Origin of the sequence: Thioclava sp. F36-7 (assembly GCF_002020075.1) — a bacterium.
GTDB classification, from domain to species: Bacteria; Pseudomonadota; Alphaproteobacteria; order Rhodobacterales; family Rhodobacteraceae; genus Thioclava; species Thioclava sediminum.
This window is the reverse complement of sequence record NZ_MPZR01000015.1, coordinates 1-16,678: the sequence shown is the minus strand read 5'-3', so window position 1 is coordinate 16,678 and position 16,678 is coordinate 1. Positions and strand designations below refer to the sequence as shown.

Here is a 16,678-nt window from a genome sequence, read left to right as displayed (position 1 = left end):
ACTTTCGGCGACAGCTGATGTTGAGGCGTCGCGTTGCACATTTTGAAATCACTTGGCCCGGCTGTGGCCCGTGTTCCAACCAAGGAGGCGCTGCGCGCGGGGCTTGGCGCGCTGATCGGATTGGCGCTAACCGGATTGTTCCTGTTGTCGCCGACCGTCGATCTGGACCTCGGTCTTTATCTCGTCGCGCCCTTTGGGGCGTCCTCGGTTCTGCTCTTCGCCGTTCCGAACAGCCCCTTGGCGCAGCCCTGGTCGGCGATCGTGGGCAATACCGTCGCGGCCTTTGTCGGGGTTGCGGTTTGCCTTTTTGTGACGGACCCCGCCTTGCGCATCGCGCTCGCCGTCGGGCTTGCCATCACCGCAACCATCCTGTGCCGCGCAGTCCATCCGCCCGCTGGTGCCGTCGCCATGACCGCGGCCATGTCCCCGGACGCCATCGCGCATCTGGGGTTTTGGTTCGCCCTGACGCCAATTGCGTTCGGAACCATCGCACTGGTTCTGCTGGCAACCCTCTATGCGCGGCTGACGGGACGCCACTATCCCTTCCGGCAATTCGAGGATCCCAATATTCATGGAACCGCAGATCGCAATCCGATCGAGCGACTTGGGCTTTCGGAAGAGGAGCTGACGGGGATTCTCGAACGCTATCGTCAGTCGTTCAACCTCGGCGTCGAAGACCTGGCCCGACTGATCGGGGCCGCCGAACTGCAGGCGGCGGCGCATTCGTCGGGCCCGTTGACTGCGCAAGACATCATGTCGCGCAATCTCGTCACCGTCACGTCGAACGCCCCATTGGGCGAGATCGCGGATCTGTTCCGGCAGCATCACTTCACATCGCTTCCGGTCGTTGGTGTGGATCAAACCTTTCTGGGCGTGATCTTCCAGATGCATCTCATCAGCCAGGCCCGCGACGATGCCCTGCGCCTTGATCGCGGCTTTCGGGCAGCGTTCCGCAGGTTGTTGGATCGGGACCGGGAAAGACCGATGACCGCCGCTGATATCATGAGTGTCGCCAGCCCCCGCGCCACCGGCGACACCCCGATCGGGGCTTTGCTGCCGATGATGGCCGAGGGAGATACAGATGCCGTTCCGGTCCTTGAATACGGCAAGATCGTCGGCATCGTCACCCGGACCGACCTCGTAGCGGCGCTGTCCCGGAGCGCGGCGCGCGCCGGCTCCGCCTGACCGGGGTGCCTGGAACCTGGATGGGGCTCAGACCACGTCTCTCACGGTCTGCATCCCTTTCTCGGTCACGATGAGATCGAGCGGGATGTCATGAGGTTGCGGGAAGATGGTCTGAAGGCGCGCCTCTTGAAACCCGACACCGGCGACAAAGGGTTTCGGTTCCAGCGCCGCTAAAGTTCGGTCGAAATAGCCCCCGCCATATCCGAGGCGATAGCCTTCTGTGGTCCAGCCGAGGAGCGGCGCAAGTGCGATGTCGGGTGTGGCGAGCCGCGCGTCCGGGGGCGGGACAGGAATGTTCCAGTCGCCGCACACCATGCGGCTTTCGGGCGTCCAGCGGCGAAAGGTGAGCCGGAGCCGCCTTGGTTTCGACCAGTGGCAGGGCGACGGTTATACCGGCCTTGTGACGCTCCGCCATCAGCGGGCGCAGGTCGGGTTCACCCTTGATCGGCCAGTAGGCGGAAAAGACCTTGCCCGGTGCCCCGCCGAAGCGGTCTTTCAACACCTTTTGCAGATGCCCGGCCAGCGCCTCGCCGATCTCCTTGCGCTCTGCAACCGACAAGGCCAGACGCGCAGCGCACAGGCGGGCGCGTTCGGCCTTGCGCCAACGGGCCACGTCGCGGGCCTGTTCGGGATCGACGGCCAGCGGATCGAAATAGCCCGGGGCGACCTCGGAGGCAGGTCAATGCCGCCTCGGGTCCGACCAATTAGACGACCACGCACCTTTTTTGGCGGCCATGCGGGTCACCGTTCGGTGGGCCCTTAGGTCTGTCGCGTCGATCATCACGGCCTTATCTCCGCCGTGTTCCGACACCAGCGCGGACATCATTCGCGCGAAGATGCCCTTTTCGCTCCAACGCTTCCATCGGCTCTAGAGCGTTTTGTGAGGGCCATTAGCAGCAGGAGCGTCGCACCAGCGCAAGCCATTGCGGTTGATGAAGATAATCCCGCTCAGCACCCGCTTGTCGTCAATTGGGCACTAGCACATCGTGCGGTCATAAGCTTCATCGTCCAAACGGTGGAACATCTGACCGGCAAAGAGGAATCGCCCGTTGTCGCCAATGCCCTCAAGTAGATACTCGATGGCAACCTAACGATGGTGGTCAACGACAGCCCACTTAGCAAAGGCACCGATGAGGAGTTCGATAATCTCATCGAAAGGTTCTCAGTATGATAGGCCAGCTGGCCCCCGCGCACAGGTAAGCGCAGAGGTGTATTGATTCCCGACTGTTTTTGTTCTAAATTGATTACATAACCTTTCATCGAGAGTTGGGTTGAAAAGGCCGTTGGGTGTGTCGCAGCCTCAATGGCCTTTACTTTTGCACAGCGTCGAACGAGGGCCGCGCGCGCTCGAAAACAGGCTGCCGCGCTGCGTTTAGAGATGCTGGCGGTGCCCTCGTTGCAGGACCACCGCCATGCGCCCTCATATCGTCGTTCAGTTGGCTGGTGCGCCGCCTCTGCGCATCTTTGCCTCGATAGCCCGTTTCGTCGTTAGGAGCCCGCGCGAAGCCAGGAAAGACCGAGTCACAAATGCGGTCGATATGAAGAAGTTGCTTCGCGTAGCAGACATCGGTGTAAAGTGCAGCGAGCGACCGCATTCCTGAAGGTTTTTCGATGCGGGCCGCGGCGCGACGTGGGCGGCCGGGAGGCGGCGGCCCGCGTTGACAAACCTCGGAAGGAGGAAGCCGCGGGGGGCTTGGATAACCCTATGGGGAAAATGCGTGGGCGGTCGGGGCAGCGGCTGCATCCGGGGTGCGAGTGATGGCGAGCCAAATGCCTGATACGGTCGCAAACGCGCCGGTGATCCCGACAAAGCTGTGCGTTTCTGAGCGTCTGCCGGCTTTGGCCGCGCTGTAAACGGGAGCGCACAAGCTATTTGGACCGGATCAGCGGATTGTAGCCGGTGCTGCTTCGTGTCGGATGAGGGGCGATATGTCATGCGGCCTGCTCCTTGGATGGCGCACGTGCCATCGGTTTCTGGCCGCGCCGGAAGATTTCGACGATGCGCATTGGTCCGCCGCAGCAGGGGCATGGCTCACGCAGGGTGAGCGGGGTGATCTTGGTCTGCGGGTCCGGCACGGCGACCTGTTGAGACCGCTGGACGCAGAGCAAAGCGCGGATTCTGGTGATGTTGGCCTTGCGGGCGGAGCTGGAGAGCAGCCCGTAGTGCCGGATGCGGTGGAAGCCGTCTGGCAGGACGTGGATCAGGAAGCGGCGGATGAACTCCGGCGTGGCCAGCCGCATGACCTTTTGCCGGTCGCCGGATTTGATCCGGTAGTCCTTCCAGCGGAACGCGACGGTATCGGCATCGGCGCTGACCAGGCGATTGTTCGAGATCGCCACCCGGTGGGTATAGCGACTGAGATAGGCCAGCACAGCCTCGGGTCCTCCGAAGGGTGGCTTGGAATAGACCACCCATTCGTTCTTGCGGAACGGGGCGAGCCAGGCGGCGAAGGCTCCCGCGTCAGCCAGTCCGGCGAGGTCACCGAAAAAGTTGAGCGCGCCCGTGCGATGCAGGTCGAGAAAGTCCTCGATGAACAGCCGCCGGAACAGCCGCGACAGCACCCGCACATGCAGGAAGAAGCCCGGGCGGTGGGAGACCCACCGGGTGCCGTCGGGCGACAGGCCGCCGCCCGGAGCGATCATGTGGATGTGGGGATGATGCATCAGCGCTGAACCCCAGGTGTGGAGCACGCTGGTCATTCCAACCCGGGCGCCGAGGCGCCTGGGGTCGGCCGCGATGGTCATAACGGTTTTGGCCGAGGCGCGGAACAGGAGACCGTAGACCGCCTTCTTGTTCCAGTAGGCGATCTGGGCGATCTCCGCTGGCAGGGTGAAGACGATGAGGAAGTATTCCACGGGCAGCAGGTCTTCGGCCCGCGCCGCCATCCAGTCGCGCGCCGCCGGTCCCTGACATTTGGGGCAATGCCGGTTCTTGCAGCAGTTGTAGGCGACATGGTGGTGGCCGCACTTGGCACAGCCCGCTACATCCCGCCGAGCGCCTCGGTCCGGCAGGCCTCGATCGCTGACATGACCTTCAGCTGGGTCAGGCTGACATGCCCTTCATTGGCCTGCCGCCACGCAGGACCATGGGCACGGAAGATGTCAGCGATCTCCAGCCTTGGCCGGAACACCGACCCCGGGGGCTACTCCAGTCCTCATCGCAGGGTCTCGTCCTGAAGCAGCTTCATCTGCTCGAAAGGGCTGACCGTGCCGCGGATCGTCTTCGTCGCCACATGGGTGTATCGTGCCGTCGTCGTCAGCTTGGCATGCCCGGAGCAGCACCTGGATCACCCGCACATCAGTGTTGGCCTCGAGCAGATGGGTGGCGAAGCTGTGTCGCAAACTATGCAGTGTCGCGGCCTTCTTGATGCCCGCCATATGCTTGGCCGAGGTGAACGCCCGGTTCAATTGTCGTGGCGACAGCGGGTTGATCTTGGGCTTACCGGGGAACAGCCAGCCCTCAGGACGGGACTCGCGCCAATAGTCCGGCAACAGATCCAGCAGGCTGGGCGAGAGCATGGCTTTGCGGTCACGCCCGCCCTTGCCGTCATCGGCATGGATCAGCATCCGGTCGCTGTCGATATCCTTGACCTTCAGGTTGCAGACCTCGGATGCGCGGAGCCCCGCTCCGTAGCTGATCCCGAGCGCTGCGCGATATTTGAGCCCAGGGCCGGGCACGGCGGCCATCAGATCGGCCACTTCCCCGACGCTCAGGACAATGGGCAACTTCCGGGGATTGCGGTGGAACTGCATGAAGCGCTTCATCTCGTCGCGACTGCACGTTACGCCGAAGAAGAACCGCAGCGAGATGATGCGCACGTTGAAGGTGCTGGCGGTCACCCCCTCTTGGGTCATCTTGAGCTGGTATGACCGCAGATCCTCCGGCGTGGCGGTGTCCGGCGGCCTCCCGAGGAAGGACGCGAAATGCTTCACATTCCGAATGTGCGCCTTCTGCGTTTTCTCGCACAACCCGCGGATGTTCATGTCCTCGATCATCCGCTGGCGCAGCGGGGTGGTGTTCTTCTCCTCCATGGGAATCTCCTGTCTGACGGTGGGAAGCCCCCCATCGTCAGCCCAGAAAGCTCAGCCACATAGAAAAACGCGGAAATGACGGGCAACGCCAGCCACGAGCGCCATTGCCGCGGAGCGGCTTAGTCCTCCCGCCCTTCGTCCGCGGGGACTGAAACGGTCCTAACCAGACATTCGTTGTCCTCGTCGGCGCTGCCGCGCAGCTTCTCCGAAGCGGTCTTCTGGGCCCGCCGCAGCACCTTTCCGGCTCCTATAGAAGCTCTGCGGGACAAGCCTGCCGATCGCAGCATTCACTCGATCTGTGCCGCAAGGGCGAAGGATTTTGCAAGGGCGCTGGAATTGGATTTTTGCTGCAGTATCGATGAAGGACTGAACAAGAAAAGGAACGGCTGATAGTAGGTTGTGCTGAGCCGACTATTCTGTTGCCCCATCGCTTCGGAGACTTCTCTCAAAGCAGTTCGATCGACGGGCATTCCGGGCCAACGCCATGGCCCGGAGCCATCAGGAACGGTTCAGATCAGGGCTTGTAGGCCGCGTCTTTTTCCCAACCGGCGAAACCAGTTTGCAGAACTACGACGTTCGTTCGACCCGCCACCCGCAGGGCAAATGCTGCTTGGGCGGACAGACTGCCGGTGTTGCAGAAGAGGACTGTCATTCGATCCTCGGGGATCTCGTCAATCCGGTCCAGCACTTCGCGCCATTCGATATTGATGGAACCGGGAATCGTGGCAGCGTCGAACTGCTCTGCGTCGCGTGTGTCGACGAAAAGCGCCGTTTCAAAGACGGCCTGGTCGATCTGTTGCGGTAGTATGATGCCAGCCTCATACTCCGAAAACATCATGTATTCCTGCATAGCCTCGATGGCCGCGTCCTGCGCCAAAATGGGAGTGGAATAGAGGCAAAGCGCGACAGTGGCCGCGCCAAGAATGTGGGACAGTTTCATCTGGGTGCTCCTTGGTTTTCGATCTTATTCGGTGACTTGTGCTTGCAGCTCCGCAAGGAACGCCTCGATGCGTCGGGCATTGGCGCCACGGTCGATCTGCCCAAGGCGCGAGCGTGACCGCATGTCGATGCGGCTGCCTGTCTCGATGTCGGTGACCCGAACTGCCACCTCGTCCTCGAAGCCGAAGACGCGGGTTCGGGCGATGGCTTCGATTTGGTTTTCCGCAGGATCGGCCGAGAGAACCTCCCAGCCATGCGTTTCGACAAGGGTCAACGCCTCTGCGAATGCATCCTCGACCGGGATCGGAAGATCCAGCGGGCGCACGTCAGGATAGGCGGAGCGTTGTGGCTCGGCATTCTGCGCAGGGTAGTCCGTTGGGGTGGCGGTGAACCAGTAGACCGGCGGGTCTTCGGTATCGGTCGAGATGTCGTTTATCGGCGGTGTCGTTCGAGCGGCGATTTCGAAAGCCACTCCGAGGCCTGCAACGGGTAAGGACAGGATCAGGCCAATCAGCGCAATGCTGGCACCGCGCCTCTTGCGGACAGCCCCCGCCAAAGTCACGAGCGCTGCGACGACCCCCGCTAACGCCGTCCAGACACCCCACCCGGCGATGTCATAGGCTTGGGGCCAAGGCCATCCGCCCGCACGATAACCCCAGACGGACAAAGCAAGAAGCGCAAGGGACACAAGGCCGAGAAGGATCGCCGCAAAGCCAAGGCGTCGTGTTATGTTTTCAAGCATCTGTATCTTTCTGATCGGGGGCGGGATTTAAGCGGGCGTGCGTTTCCATGGATCAGCGAGCCTCCTGAAAGCCGAAAAGAGCACCTACAAGAGCTGTTCAAGAAAGGGCGCAGGTTCTCACGGATGCCGAGGATGTAGGTCATTTCTCTTTCTCCACCGCGATGCGTGGGTCGAGAGCTTGGCCCGAAGCTGGGCCGCGCAGGGGCTGGAGGAGCATCCTGTCGATCCAAAGGTCACGGCGCGTGCGGAACTGTTCGATCCCGATCTCCATGTCCTGATGCCCCCTTGCCGGTTGCGCGACATAGGTGCCTAATAGCCGATCCCACCAAGGCAGGTTGAAGCCGTAGTTCGAATTGGTCTCACGCGGATCGATGGAATGGTGGACGCGATGCATGTCGGGGGTGACCACGAACAGGCGCAGCACCCTATCAACCGGGCGCGGCAGATCGACATTAGCGTGGTTGAAAAGCGCGGTCGCATTCAGGATCACCTCGAACAGCAGCACCGCGACCGCAGGCGGCCCGAGCGCCGCGACCACCGCCAATTTGATCCCCATCGAGATCAGGATTTCCAGCGGATGGAACCGCAGGCCCGTCGTTGCGTCGAAGTCGAGATCGGCATGGTGCATCCTATGCAGCCGCCAAAGTCCGGGAACCGCGTGGAACATGACGTGCTGAAGGTAGATCGCCAAATCGAGCACCAGCATCGAAACAAGGATGGCTGCCCAGGTGGGCCACTCCAGATTGTTGAACAGCCCCCAGCCACGATCCTCGGCCATGACGGCCAATCCGACTGCGAGGATCGGGAATGCCAGGCGCAGGATCACCGTATCCACAAAGACCAGGGCGATATTGTTCGTCCAACGGATCAAGCGCGGGATCTCTCTGCGCCGCCGGGGGGCCGCGACCTCCCATAGCGCCATCGCCGCCAATACGCCCAGGAAAGCGGCAAGTCGGATCGTCGGCTCAGCGGTGAGGATCGTTTCGGTCATGCGGTCGGCTTTGCTCTTGTGGCGCAGGCTGGGTTCGCTATCATTCAATTATTCGATTGAATGATGTAATATCCCGAGGCAGCCCATGTCAATTAGCCCGAAGATGACCCTTCTCGAAGAATATGCCCTTGTCGCGCGGGCCTTGTCGGCCCCCGCACGCCTTATGCTTCTTGAGCAGCTCGCCCAGAGCGAGCGCAGGGTAGAGGCGCTTGCGGAAAAAACCGGGCTCACTGTTGCGAACAGTTCGCAACATTTGCAGCAATTGCGGCGTGCTGGCCTTGTCACCAGTCGGCGCGACGGCAAGGCGATAATCTACAGGCTGACCGACGCGAGGACACTGACGTTGTTGGGGGTTTTGGGCGATGTGGCCGAAAGGAACCTCGCACAGGTTGGGGAGATTCTGCGCGGGCTATCAAACGGCGAAGACGCGCCGGAACCGATCAACCGCAACGAGCTTGCCGCTCGACTGAGTGAAGGGTCGGTGACCGTCCTCGACGTGCGCCCCGCCGACGAGTTCGCCGATGCTCATATCCCGGGCGCGCTCAACATGGCCGTGACGGAGCTGGGCAAGTTCCTGACGGATCTCGACCGAAACACCGAGATTGTGGCCTATTGTCGTGGTCCATACTGTGTCTACGCTCACCAAGCCGTGGCGTTCTTGCGCAAGAATGGCTTCAACGCTCGTCGTCTTGACGGCGGTCTGCCTGAGTGGCGCGAAGACGGTCGAGCCATTCAGGCAACATCCTGATCGACAAAGGCCTTATTCGATGTCGCTACGGGTCGACCTGACTATGTGATCGCACTGCATGCGAGGCCTTCAAAAATGCAATGACAATTCGCCCAGACTTCACATGAGATCTCATGATGGAAGCAACCTCCGCTTAGTGTCTGCTACCGGGTCGCCGTTCATGGACGGCCAGTTGCTGCCGTTGATACGCATGCCGGAGCGCTGCTCTACACCGCGACACACCTCGCGCAACTCTCTTGATACCCGCGCGCGCCACCGCCATTTTGCGTGCGGTAAGCGGCGATGACCGCATAGGGATGGACTGAGATGTTCGAGATTTGGGGGCCCATTCTGGCGGGGCTGGTCGCGCTGGTGGTCGGAGGCGAGCTTATGGTCCGCGGGGCGGTCCAGACCGCTGAGCGGATCGGTATCTCACCGCTTGTGATCGGATTGACACTGGTGGGGTTCGGCACCTCGACACCGGAACTGGTGACATCGGTTCAGGCCGGTCTGAGTGGATCGCCAGGCATCGCCTTCGGCAACGTCGTGGGCTCAAACATCGCGAATATCCTTCTGATCGCTGGCGTTTCTGCCGTTATTGCGCCCCTCGTTGTGGCGCGCGTCGCCCTGCGACGAGATGCGATGGTGATGCTGGTCGTCGCCGTGGTCTTCGCTGGGGTCGCGCCGTTCGCTCCGATGGGGCGGATCGCTGGAGTTGGATTGATCGCAGCGCTGGTCGGCTATTTGGGCTTCGTGATCCATCAGGAACGCCAGCACGCTGACCGCGGCGCGATCTACGACAAGACGGTGGCCCTTGCTGACGCGGATCCCGGCCTCGCGCCACCGCATGCACCTCACGGTATTCTCATGCCGCTGTTGCTCGCGTTCGCCGGATTGGGACTCGTGGTTTTCGGTGGCTCATTGCTGGTTGGTGGCGCCGTATCGCTCGCGCGGGCTTTTGGCGTCTCGGAAACGGTCATCGGTCTGACCATCGTGGCGATTGGCACCTCGATGCCCGAGCTGATCACCTCGATCGTGGCGGCGCTGAAGCGTCAGGGCGAGGTGGCTTTCGGAAATGTAGTCGGATCAAACATCTACAATATTCTCGGCATCGGTGGGACGACGGCGCTGATCGCCCCGTCGCGCGTGCCCGAGGAAATCGCGCGATTTGACGCCCCGCTGATGGTTCTTGTCTCACTCCTTCTGGTGGTCTTCGCGACCACCGGGCTACGGATCACCCGATGGGAGGGGCTGGCGCTAATCGCGGGCTACGGTATCTATCTTTGGAAGCTTTGGCCTTGAGAACGTTGGAGCCAAAGGTGAAAACTTTGAAATGTCGAACCCTGGGCGGGGCGGCGTCAAAATCTGAAAAAGCATATGGATCACGAACACCAGGCGCCTTGATAGCAATGCGATTATTGCCAGCGAATAGGGGATTTGGATGAACGAGGCGCGAAAGGATCACTGGGACCGGATCTACGGCAGCAAGAGTGACAGTGACCTCAGTTGGCATCAGGACGCTCCGGAGATCTCGCTCGAACTTGCCGAACGCGCCGGTGTGACGCCGGACACCCGGGTGATCGACGTGGGCGCCGGCACTTCGCGGGTCGTTGACGGCTTGATCGCGCGTGGCCTGCGCGACATTTCCGTTCTCGACCTCTCCCAGACGGCCCTCGACGCCCAGCGTGCCCGGCTTGGGCCGCGCGGCGCGGATGTGGAGTGGATCGTCGCCGATATCACGCGCTGGTCGCCCCAGCGGGTCTATGACCTCTGGCATGATCGCGCCGTGTTCCACTTTCTGGTCGACCCATCGGACCGGGATGCCTATGTGACGCGCCTGTCTCGTGCTCTGCGCATTGGGGGGCACGCGATCATCGCGACCTTCGCTCCTGACGGGCCGGAGACCTGCAGCGGCCTTCCCGTTCGTCGCTACAGTCCGGAGGCCCTTGGCGGTGTGCTGGGCCCCGATTTTGAGTTGGTGGCGAAACGGTTCCAGAAACACACGACGCCCTCAGGCAACCTGCAGTCTTTCCAGTTCAGCCTGTTCCGGAAGCTCCGCTGATCGGCCCCTGTGCAGCGGGGTCAGCCTATCGCGTCGTGATCGTCGGCGAGACATTCCGAGTGGTCGCGCAGCACCTCCAGCACCCGGCACTCCGAGGCTGTCCCACCCCGACATTCGCCGATCATCCGTTCCAGCTCGCTCCTGAGCGCCTCAAGCCGCGCGATCCGGGTCTCGACCTCGCGCAATTGCCGCCGCGCGATCGAATCCGCGGCCCCGCAATCGCGCGCAGGGTGATCCGACAGGTCCAGCAATTCGCGGATCGCCTCGAGCGGGAAGCCGAGCTGGCGCGAGTGGCGGATGAAGGCGAGCCGGTCGAGATCGGCATCATCATAGCGCCGCTGACCGCCTGCGGTCCGCCCCGGTTCGGGCATCAGGCCGATCTGCTCGTAATAGCGGATCGTCTGCACCTTGGTGCCGGTGCGGCGGGCCAATGTTCCGATCGTGTGCATGTCGCTCCCTTTCACGGCTACGTGAGGTCGAATTTCCCTCTTGAACCTATAGTTGCTGTAGCTCTTATCTTCTCCTCTGTCGAGAAATCGAGAGTGAGAGGATGGTATCGGATGACCGAGGCGAAAGACCTTCAGGAATGGCGCGTGACCGGCATGGATTGTGGCGCCTGCGCGGCGAAGGTGCGCGGCGCGGTCGAGGCTCTGCCCGGTGTGGACGCTGTCGAGGTCACACTGATGAACGAGCGGCTGCGGTTGCGGCTCGACACGGCCACTACCTCGCGCGAGAGCGTGGAGAAAGCGATCCGCCGCCTCGGCTATGGCGTCTCGGCCAAAGGGGCTGCGCCGGAAAAGCCCAAGGGCGGCTTCATCCTGCCTGACGGCGCTTTCCCCGGATCAGAGAAAAGCGCGGATGAGCCGGATAGCCCGGCCCAAAGCATGGATACCCGGCCTACCGATCCGTCATGGTATGCGACCCCGAAGGGCCGTTACCTGATCGCGACCGGGCTTCTGCTGGCTGCGGCATGGATGGTCGAGCTGTTGATCGGCGGGCCGGTCGCGCATTGGGCCTTCGTGCTCACGACCGTGATCGCAATTGCCCCTGTGACCAAGCGCGCCGCCCTGATGGCACGGGCGCGGATGCCCTTCACAATCGAAATGCTGATGAGCATCGCAGCGATCGGCGCGCTCTTCGTCGGTGCGGCGGAGGAAGCGGCGCTCGTGGTCTTCCTGTTCGCGGTGGGCGAGATGCTCGAAGGGCTTGCGGCGTCGCGCGCCCGCGGTTCGATCCGGGCGCTGGCCGATCTGGTGCCGAAGACCGCGCGGCTGGTTGTCGGCGACCGCATTCGCGAGGTTCCCGCCGACAGCCTCGCCATCGGCCAGATCGTGCAGGCCCGCCCGGGTGACCGCATCCCCGCCGATGGCAACATCGTCTCCGGCAGTTCGGGCGTCGATGAAAGCCCGGTGACGGGCGAGAGCGTGCCGGTCCTGAAAGAGCCCGGCGACGCGGTCTTCGCCGGAGCGATCAACACCGAGGGTGAGCTGCGCATCCGCGTCGAGAAAACCGCCGAAGACAACACGATCTCGCGCATTCTGCACCTCGTGGAGGAGGCCGAGAGCGCGCGCGCCCCGGTCGAGCGGTTCATCGACCGGTTCAGCCGCGTCTACATGCCCGCGGTTGTGGGCGTGGCGCTTCTCGCCGCGATCGTGCCGCCGCTGGCCTTCGGCGCGCCGTGGGAGACGTGGATCTATCGCGGCCTTGCGCTGCTGCTGATCGGCTGCCCCTGCGCGCTGGTGATCTCGGTTCCCGCCGCGGTTGCGGCGGGTCTCTCGACCGGGGCGCGCCACGGTCTGCTGATGAAGGGCGGCGCGGTGATTGAGACGGCCGCCAGAACCAGCCTCGTCGCCTTCGACAAGACCGGCACGCTGACCGAGGGGCGGCCGCAGATCACCGATCTTCTGCCGCTGAACGGGGCCGAGGCTGAGCTTCTCGCCACCGCCGCGGCGGTCGAGACCGGTAGCAGCCACCCGCTGGCACAGGCGATCCTCGCCCGGGCGGAGGCGGGCGGCATCGCGGTGCCGGAGGCGACCGAAGGCATGGCGATCCCGGGCCGCGGCGCGCGGGCCAAGATCGACGGCGAGGTCTGGAATGTCGGGGCACCGCGCCTCGCGACCGAAGCGGGCGTTCTCAGCGCCGCCGACAGCGCCACCGTCCGCCGCCTCGAAAGCGCGGGCAAAACCGTCGTCTGCGTCTTCACGCCCGGGCGCCTTCTGGGCCTGATCGCGCTGCGCGACGAGCCGCGCGCCGATGCGGCAGAGGCGGTCTCCGCGCTCAAGCAAATGGGGATTTCCTCGGTCATGCTGACCGGCGACAATCCGGTGACGGCTCGCGCGATCGCCGACGGGTTGGGCATCGAAGCCCGTGCCGGGCTGCTGCCCGAGGACAAGGTGACGGCAGTGCGCGATCTGGCCCGCGATGCGCATGTGATGATGGTGGGCGACGGCATCAACGACGCCCCGGCGCTCACCACCGCGCATCTCGGTATCGCGATGGGCTCGGGCACCCATGCCGCGCTCGAGACCGCCGACGGCGCGCTGCTGCGCGACCGCATCACCGATGTCGTCGAGCAGATCCGGCTGGCCCGCGCGACGATGGCCAACATCCGTCAGAACGTGGCCATCGCGCTCGGGCTGAAAGGGGTGTTTCTGGTGACGACGCTGCTCGGTCTCACCGGTCTCTGGATCGCGGTAATGGCCGATACCGGCGCGACGGTGCTGGTCACGATGAACGCGCTCCGCCTCCTACGGTTCAAGGCGGAGGCGCAGTAGGCCTGAAATCTCTGCTCAAGCGCTGGAGATTTCCTAAATCGACAAACCCCGTGCCGTTCAACCGGGCAGCCGAAAACGTTTGAGGCAACTCGGAGCTGGAGTGCCTACTCTTTCTTCGAAGGAAACCGCCGCGGTAATTTGTGGGATAGCGTGCCCTGAATCGCCGCTTCCAAACGATAGAGGCACCACTTTGTCTTTGTAGCGAACGACAGCTTTCCGCCCATTCTATTGAAAAAGTCTTTGTTGCAGTGCGGCAAGTCTTTCGATTCACTCGTCGATGAGGGGATGGGAGGATTTCGGGATGATGGGTCGGCAGGACGCTCCAGTGCAGCTGTTTTATGATTTCAATCTGGACCGTCATGTCCCGGCCGATCATATGCTGCGAGAGATCGATCTGTTCCTTGACGGCGACAGCCTGCGGGACGCGCTGCGACCGTTCTACAGCCACCTTGGCCGCCCCTCCATCGACCCCGAACTGATCATTCGGATGCTGGTGATCGGCTACGTCATGGGCATCCGATCCGAAGGACGCCTGTGCAACGAGGTTCACCTGAACCTGGCCTATCGTTGGTTCTGCCGGTTGGGCCTAGAGGGCAACGTCCCGGATCATTCGACCTTCTCGCGGCATCGCCACGCCAAGTTCCGCGAAAGCAACCTGCTGCGACAGGTGTTTGAAGCCACTGTGGAGCGGTGCCTGAAGGAGGGGCCGGTCTCCGGAAAGGGCTTTGCCGTCGATGCCAGCCTGATCTCCGCCGACGTGAACAACCACCTGCCCGGTATCGGCGATCTGATCGACTTGACCGTTCAACCCGACACGTGGCACGTTTTCGACCCTTCAAGCGGCGCGAACCTGTCGCTGGCCTAGCGTCGCCCGCGCCCCAAGCAAGGATGATCCGATGACGCCCCTCCCGGCCCTTTGCCGTGACGACCAAGCCAATGCGGCCTCGTTGCAATATCGACTGCAAATATTGCTATTACCTTGAAAAGGAACATCTCTACCCGCAGGAAAAGAAGTTCCGCATGTCAGATGCAGTTCTCGAAACTTATATGCGCGATCTGATCGCGGCGAGCGTCAAGGCGGGGCAGCGCGAGGTGCAGTTTGCCTGACCGGGCGGAGAGCCGACCCTGCTTGGCCTGCCCTTCTTCGAGCGCGTGGTCGCGCTGCAGCGCCACTATTGCCCCGTCGGCGTGACTTGCGCCAATCCGACAGACGCGCCGGTCCCGCTCTACGAACATCGAGCGAAATGCGGACTGCCTTTCCCCGGTTCCAATATCCACCCGAGGGCGGAATTGCGGCGTGGCATACGATGCGGCTGACGGAGGCCTGGCCAGGATCGCGACGGCATTGATGCGCTGGAGTTGCAAGAGGCCCTGTGGGCCTTTGAGGCGCGCGACAAGGCTCGGATCGGCACTTAGAGAGCTATGGCCGGAGGCGAGAACTCGGGTCACGCCAGCTTTACAAAGATCCAAACCTTTTAATTCGCGCGACTTCTGTCAAGATGCTGTGAGGTCGTCCAAAAACATTTCCGAGCCATGCCGCAAAACCCTTTGAGACAACAAGCCGAACGCCCCGCACCCTCCGACGCGCCACAGGCACGGGGCCGTTCGAGACGTAGTCACGCGCATTACATGCTGCTGGGCGGCGCGCTGCTCTTGGCCAGTCTTATGGCCGGGCCTTTGTCTGCGGCGGCACAGACGACCCAGCCGCTGCCCGAGCTGGCCTTGCCCAAGCCGATGCCCGCGCCGCCCATGACGGTGCTGCTTCCCGTTCCGGACGCGCGGATCACGGCGGCGATCTCGACATTGGATGATCTCAGTCAGGATATCCTCAAGCGAACCGGCATTCCCGGACTGGCGGTCGCTGTGGTTCATAACGGACGCACCGTCTATGCGCGCGGCTTTGGCAAGCGCGCCGTTGGAAGCCCGGAGGGCGTCGATCCCGAGACGGTCTTCCTTCTCGCCTCGCTGTCAAAGCCCGTCGGTGCCACCGTTGTCGCCACCCAAGTGACCGCAGGCCGCGTCAAATGGGACAGCCCGATCCACGATTTTCTGGCCGCCTTCAGTTTGGGCGATCCGTGGATCAACGAACATATCACCATCGCCGATCTCTATGCGCATCGCTCGGGCCTGCCCGATCATGCCGGAGACGATCTGGAAGATATCGGGTTCGACCGGAGCGAAATCCTCAAGCGGCTCGCTCTGCTGCCCCAAGGCCCATTCCGGGCGCAATACACCTATACCAATTTCGGCATTACGGCTGCAGCCCAAGCGGTGGCCACGGCCGCAGGCAAGGATTGGGCGCGCCTGTCGGAGACGGCGCTCTATGCGCCTCTTGGCATGGGCGCGACCAGCTCGACCCATGCCGATTACATGGCGCGGGACAATCGGGCCGCAAGCCATGTGCCGGGTGGCGATGGCTATGTGATCTCCGACAAACGCCAGCCCGACGCGCAAAGCCCGGCGGGCGGGGTCAGCTCCAACGCGCACGACATGGGGCGTTGGATGGCGATGGTGCTGGGCGGCGGTATGGCGGACGGGACGCGCCTGATCTCTGAAGAGGCGCTTCTGCCTGCAACCTCCCCGCAGATGATCCGAGGCGCGCCGATGGCGGTCTCTGCGCGCGCGGGCGCCTATGGGTTTGGCTTCAATGTCGATACCCGCTGGTCAGGCCGTGTGATGCTAAGCCATTCCGGGGCCTTCACATTGGGCGCATCGACAAGTGTCGCAATGCTGCCCGAGCTCGATCTGGGCATCGTCGTCTTGACCAATGCACCGCCGACAGGGGCCGCCGAAGCCATCACCGCGAGCTTCCTCGATCGCGCGGAACTGGGGAGGGATACCCACGACTGGCTGGCGGCCTATGCCCCGATCATGGCGCCGCTATCGGCCCCTGTGGGGCAGCTGGTGGGTGCAAAGCCCCCCGCTGACCCTGCCCAGGCAGCGCCCGCGCAAACCTATGTCGGCACCTATGACAATCCCTATTTCGGCCCCGCCTCGATCTCTGAGACCAACGGATCGCTTGTGCTAACGCTTGGCCCGGACCACCGAGCGCTGCCCATGCGCCATTGGGATGGTGACACCTTCGTTGTCTATCCGGTGACCGAGAACCAACCCGCAGGTTCGGTCTCGCGCGTCACCTTTCGCGCAGCTGACCTGCCACGGGATTTTTCCTCCACCATCGATTAGAGTCCGACCCAACTTGAGGACGGACAATGAAGCGAACGAG

Annotated in this window: 12 protein-coding genes and 4 pseudogenes; 8 read left to right on the top strand and 8 right to left on the bottom strand. The window is 62.8% G+C overall.

The window, feature by feature from the left end:
* Positions 1-33: 33 nt before the first annotated feature.
* Positions 34-1,185 (top strand): HPP family protein, encoded by a 1,152-nt coding sequence (locus BMI89_RS19340; protein ID WP_078523506.1) that lies wholly within the window; start codon positions 34-36, stop codon positions 1,183-1,185.
* A 27-nt stretch (positions 1,186-1,212) separates the two neighbouring features.
* Here BMI89_RS19340 and BMI89_RS21165 read toward each other — a convergent pair whose 3' ends face one another.
* The 7 genes and pseudogenes from BMI89_RS21165 to BMI89_RS19305 all read right to left on the bottom strand — a co-directional run bounded on the left by BMI89_RS21165 (position 1,213) and on the right by BMI89_RS19305 (position 7,889).
* On the bottom strand, positions 1,213-1,500 hold the full coding sequence (locus tag BMI89_RS21165; RefSeq protein ID WP_246831742.1) for a 5-formyltetrahydrofolate cyclo-ligase: 288 nt from the start codon (positions 1,498-1,500) through the stop codon (positions 1,213-1,215).
* 363 nt (positions 1,501-1,863) lie between these two features.
* Positions 1,864-2,155, bottom strand: a pseudogene (locus BMI89_RS19330) (transposase); the annotation flags it as partial.
* Between the two features lie 962 nt (positions 2,156-3,117).
* A pseudogene (locus tag BMI89_RS19325) lies at positions 3,118-4,316 on the bottom strand (IS91 family transposase).
* Positions 4,317-4,340: 24 nt separating this feature from the next.
* Positions 4,341-5,217: pseudogene (locus tag BMI89_RS19320) on the bottom strand (site-specific integrase).
* Between the two features lie 514 nt (positions 5,218-5,731).
* Positions 5,732-6,157, bottom strand: a complete 426-nt coding sequence (locus BMI89_RS19315; RefSeq protein ID WP_078523298.1) for a rhodanese-like domain-containing protein — start codon at positions 6,155-6,157, stop codon at positions 5,732-5,734.
* A gap of 24 nt (positions 6,158-6,181) precedes the next feature.
* Positions 6,182-6,898, bottom strand: coding sequence for a DUF1499 domain-containing protein (locus tag BMI89_RS19310; protein WP_078572430.1), 717 nt, complete (start codon positions 6,896-6,898; stop codon positions 6,182-6,184).
* A gap of 139 nt (positions 6,899-7,037) precedes the next feature.
* The gene (locus BMI89_RS19305) at positions 7,038-7,889 is read right to left on the bottom strand and encodes a sterol desaturase family protein (protein ID WP_078523323.1); all 852 of its coding nucleotides are present in this window, start codon (positions 7,887-7,889) and stop codon (positions 7,038-7,040) included.
* 103 nt (positions 7,890-7,992) lie between these two features.
* Here BMI89_RS19305 and BMI89_RS19300 point away from each other — a divergent pair, with 103 nt between their 5' ends.
* From BMI89_RS19300 to BMI89_RS19290, 3 genes are all read left to right on the top strand, one after another.
* Positions 7,993-8,637, top strand: a complete 645-nt coding sequence (locus tag BMI89_RS19300) for a metalloregulator ArsR/SmtB family transcription factor (protein WP_246831743.1) — start codon at positions 7,993-7,995, stop codon at positions 8,635-8,637.
* 306 nt (positions 8,638-8,943) lie between these two features.
* On the top strand, positions 8,944-9,918 hold the full coding sequence (locus BMI89_RS19295; RefSeq protein WP_078523301.1) for a calcium/sodium antiporter: 975 nt from the start codon (positions 8,944-8,946) through the stop codon (positions 9,916-9,918).
* A gap of 139 nt (positions 9,919-10,057) precedes the next feature.
* Entirely contained in the window at positions 10,058-10,678 is a 621-nt protein-coding gene (locus tag BMI89_RS19290; protein WP_078523302.1) for a class I SAM-dependent methyltransferase, read from the top strand.
* A 20-nt stretch (positions 10,679-10,698) separates the two neighbouring features.
* On the opposite strand, the gene BMI89_RS19285 is transcribed toward BMI89_RS19290, so the two are convergent.
* Positions 10,699-11,127: a helix-turn-helix domain-containing protein gene (locus tag BMI89_RS19285; protein ID WP_078523303.1), complete on the bottom strand. Its 429-nt coding sequence runs from the start codon at positions 11,125-11,127 to the stop codon at positions 10,699-10,701.
* Between the two features lie 111 nt (positions 11,128-11,238).
* Between BMI89_RS19285 and BMI89_RS19280 the strand changes: the two genes are divergently transcribed.
* The 4 genes and pseudogenes from BMI89_RS19280 (at position 11,239) to BMI89_RS19270 (ending at position 16,638) form a co-directional block, all read left to right on the top strand.
* A complete protein-coding gene (locus BMI89_RS19280; RefSeq protein WP_078572429.1) occupies positions 11,239-13,452 on the top strand; it encodes a heavy metal translocating P-type ATPase in 2,214 nt (737 codons plus the stop codon).
* Positions 13,453-13,753: 301 nt separating this feature from the next.
* A pseudogene (locus tag BMI89_RS19275) lies at positions 13,754-14,215 on the top strand (transposase); the annotation flags it as partial.
* A 173-nt stretch (positions 14,216-14,388) separates the two neighbouring features.
* The gene (locus tag BMI89_RS20970; RefSeq protein ID WP_168173880.1) at positions 14,389-14,559 is read left to right on the top strand and encodes a hypothetical protein; all 171 of its coding nucleotides are present in this window, start codon (positions 14,389-14,391) and stop codon (positions 14,557-14,559) included.
* 522 nt (positions 14,560-15,081) lie between these two features.
* Positions 15,082-16,638 carry a serine hydrolase gene (locus BMI89_RS19270; RefSeq protein WP_143593963.1) on the top strand — a complete coding sequence of 519 codons (1,557 nt, stop codon included), beginning with the start codon at positions 15,082-15,084 and terminating at the stop codon, positions 16,636-16,638.
* Positions 16,639-16,678: the final 40 nt, after the last annotated feature.